Raw genomic sequence first — 2,822 nt, 5'->3', positions numbered from 1 at the left:
TGCGCCTTTAGCCACAAGGCGCACGCGACCCGACTCTTCCGTGAAAACGTCCAGCACTAAACTGGTTTCGCTCCAGGGGCGACTATGTAGGACAAATGCGCGTTGCCATCCATCCATCATAATACTCGTCGTCTTTCAGAGGAAGGGTTTAGACGTCGTCGCCGTAACCGAGACTGCGCAGCGCGCGTTCGTCATCGGCCCAGCCAGATTTCACTTTCACCCACAGTTCAAGGTGCACAGGCGCTTCGAACATTTCCTGCATGTCTTTACGTGCTTCAATACCGATGGTTTTAATTTTGGCCCCTTTGTTGCCAATTACCATCTTCTTCTGCCCTTCGCGTTCGACAAGGATCAGGCCGTTGATATCGTAGCCGCCACGTTCATTAGGGATAAAGCGCTCAATCTCAACGGTCACAGAATACGGCAGTTCAGCACCGAGGAAACGCATCAGCTTTTCACGGATGATTTCAGAAGCCATAAAGCGCTGCGAGCGGTCGGTGATGTAATCTTCCGGGAAGTGATGAATCGCTTCCGGCAGATGCTTACGCACGATGCCCGCAACGGTATCGACATTCATGCCGGTTTCGGCAGACATCGGTACGATGTCGAGGAAGTTCATCTGGCTTGCCAGGAACTGCAGGTGCGGCAGCAGATCGGCTTTTTCCTGGACGTTATCCACTTTGTTGACCGCCAGGATAACCGGAGCTTTACCGTCACGAAGTTTGTTCAGCACCATTTCGTCGTCCGGCGTCCAGCGCGTGCCCTCTACGACGAAAATAATCAATTCAACGTCACCAATAGAACTGCTGGCCGCTTTGTTCATCAGGCGGTTGATGGCACGCTTTTCTTCCATGTGCAGGCCCGGGGTATCAACATAAATAGCCTGATACGCGCCTTCGGTATGAATACCGACAATGCGGTGACGGGTCGTCTGCGCCTTACGGGAGGTAATGGAAATCTTCTGCCCAAGCAGATTATTCAACAGGGTGGATTTACCAACGTTCGGGCGACCGACGATGGCAATAAATCCGCAATAGGTTTTTTCTTCGCTCATTCCAGCTCCAGTTTTTTCAACGCCTGTTCGGCGGCAGCCTGCTCAGCCTTACGACGGCTCGAACCTGTGCCAACCACCGGTTCACTCAGGCCGCTAACCTGGCAGTGGATAGTAAATTCTTGATCGTGCGCTTCGCCACGGACCTGTACTACCAGATAAGACGGCAGCGGCAGGTGGCGACCCTGCAAGTATTCCTGCAAACGCGTTTTCGGATCTTTTTGTTTGTCGCCCGGACTAATTTCATCCAGACGGGTTTGATACCAGTTAAGGATCAGTTGTTCAACAGTCTGAATATCACTGTCGAGGAAGACGCCGCCGATCAGTGCTTCGACGGTATCAGCCAGAATAGATTCACGACGGAAGCCGCCGCTTTTCAGTTCGCCCGGCCCCAAACGTAAACATTCGCCGAGATCAAACTCACGGGCTAATTCAGCCAGCGTATTACCACGCACCAGCGTGGCGCGCATGCGACTCATATCACCTTCGTCCACACGCGGAAAACGATGATACAACGCATTGGCAATAACAAAGCTCAAAATAGAGTCGCCTAAAAATTCTAAACGCTCGTTATGTTTGCTGCTGGCACTGCGGTGAGTTAATGCCTGCTGCAACAGTTCCTGATGATTAAAAGTGTAGCCCAGCTTCCGTTGAAGCCGATTAATTACGATGGGGTTCATGCGATACCAATAAATGAATGCGTCAACAATCCAGCACACGAAACAGACCTGATATACATCACTCGGTTAGCCGTTTCGGCGTCACCTGAATGCGCTTGTATACGAATCAACGCTGTTTCGTGTGCCGTGGCAACCTGACGGTGCCAACCTAAAACTACGGGGGAATATTCTATACACAACGACAAGGGATGTCGTTAGTCTGCGGGAATTTATCCGAGAAATAATTCACGTTGCCGCCATTATGACGACAACGTGAACGATTATCAGCAATTAATGAATACCACCAATACGGCTTAAACGAACACCGGTCGGCCATTCACCTTCTTGCTTGTCGAAACTCATCCAGATGCCCGTCGCTTTACCCACCAGATTCGCTTCCGGTACAAATCCCCAGTAACGGCTGTCCGCGCTGTTGTCGCGGTTATCACCCATCATGAAGTAGTGTCCCGGTGGAACAATCCAGGTCGCCAGTTGCTGACCCGGTTGGCGGTAGTACATCCCCACCTGATCCTGCGCGATTGGCACGGTCAGAATGCGGTGCGTCACCTCGCCCAGCGTCTCTTTACGTTCGGTCAGGCGAATACCGTTATCTTTCGTTTCGCTCAGCGGAAGTTCGAAGAAACCACTGGTCGCTTCGCCACCGTTACGACGTGCAAACGTCTGTACGAAATCACTCGGCTGAACGTCAGAGTACGTGACCGGCAATGCGTTTTGACACGCCTGACCGGAGCGGCATCCTGGCTGGATCGTGACCTCTTTCGCCACTGGATCGTACGTCACTTTGTCTCCCGGTAAACCGACAGCGCGTTTGATGTAGTCCAGCCGCGGATCCTCCGGGTATTTAAACACCACGACATCACCACGTTTCGGATGGCCCGTTTCGATCAGTGTTTTCTGATAAATCGGATCTTTAATTCCGTAGGCAAATTTCTCCACCAGAATAAAATCACCAATTAACAGCGTCGGCATCATCGAACCCGATGGGATCTGGAACGGCTCATAAATAAATGAACGCACCACCAGTACAATCGCCAGTACCGGGAACACGGATGCTCCGGTTTCCAGCCAGCCCGGCTTCGGGGAGACTTTTT

At 51.9% G+C, this 2,822-nt stretch carries 4 protein-coding genes; all 4 read right to left on the bottom strand.

Features of this window, described 5'->3' with window-relative positions; translation table 11 throughout:
* A partial coding sequence (locus FDW95_RS23720) for a recombination protein O N-terminal domain-containing protein (protein ID WP_249359034.1) occupies window positions 1-117 on the bottom strand: 117 nt, incomplete at its 3' end.
* A 31-nt stretch (window positions 118-148) separates the two neighbouring features.
* Window positions 149-1,054 carry a GTPase Era gene (gene era, locus FDW95_RS10030; RefSeq protein WP_096756127.1) on the bottom strand — a complete coding sequence of 302 codons (906 nt, stop codon included), beginning with the start codon at window positions 1,052-1,054 and terminating at the stop codon, window positions 149-151.
* Entirely contained in the window at window positions 1,051-1,731 is a 681-nt protein-coding gene (gene rnc / locus FDW95_RS10025; protein WP_003037579.1) for a ribonuclease III, read from the bottom strand. Before rnc ends, era begins: the two co-directional genes overlap by 4 nt.
* A 270-nt stretch (window positions 1,732-2,001) precedes the next feature.
* The coding region (gene lepB, locus FDW95_RS10020) for a signal peptidase I (protein WP_249359018.1) at window positions 2,002-2,822 on the bottom strand (821 nt) is incomplete at its 5' end.

The organism is Citrobacter sp. wls718 (genome assembly GCF_005280945.1).
GTDB classification, from domain to species: domain Bacteria; phylum Pseudomonadota; class Gammaproteobacteria; order Enterobacterales; family Enterobacteriaceae; genus Citrobacter; species Citrobacter gillenii.
The sequence above is the reverse complement of the archived record's forward strand: the minus strand, read 5'-3'. Positions and strand labels throughout refer to the sequence as shown.

Excerpts from the sequence above, each read along its gene's own strand:
- rnc (WP_003037579.1), bottom strand. The coding sequence starts at position 1,731 with ATGAACCCCATCGTAATTAATCGGCTTCAACGGAAGCTGGGCTACACT.
- era (WP_096756127.1), bottom strand. The coding sequence starts at position 1,054 with ATGAGCGAAGAAAAAACCTATTGCGGATTTATTGCCATCGTCGGTCGC.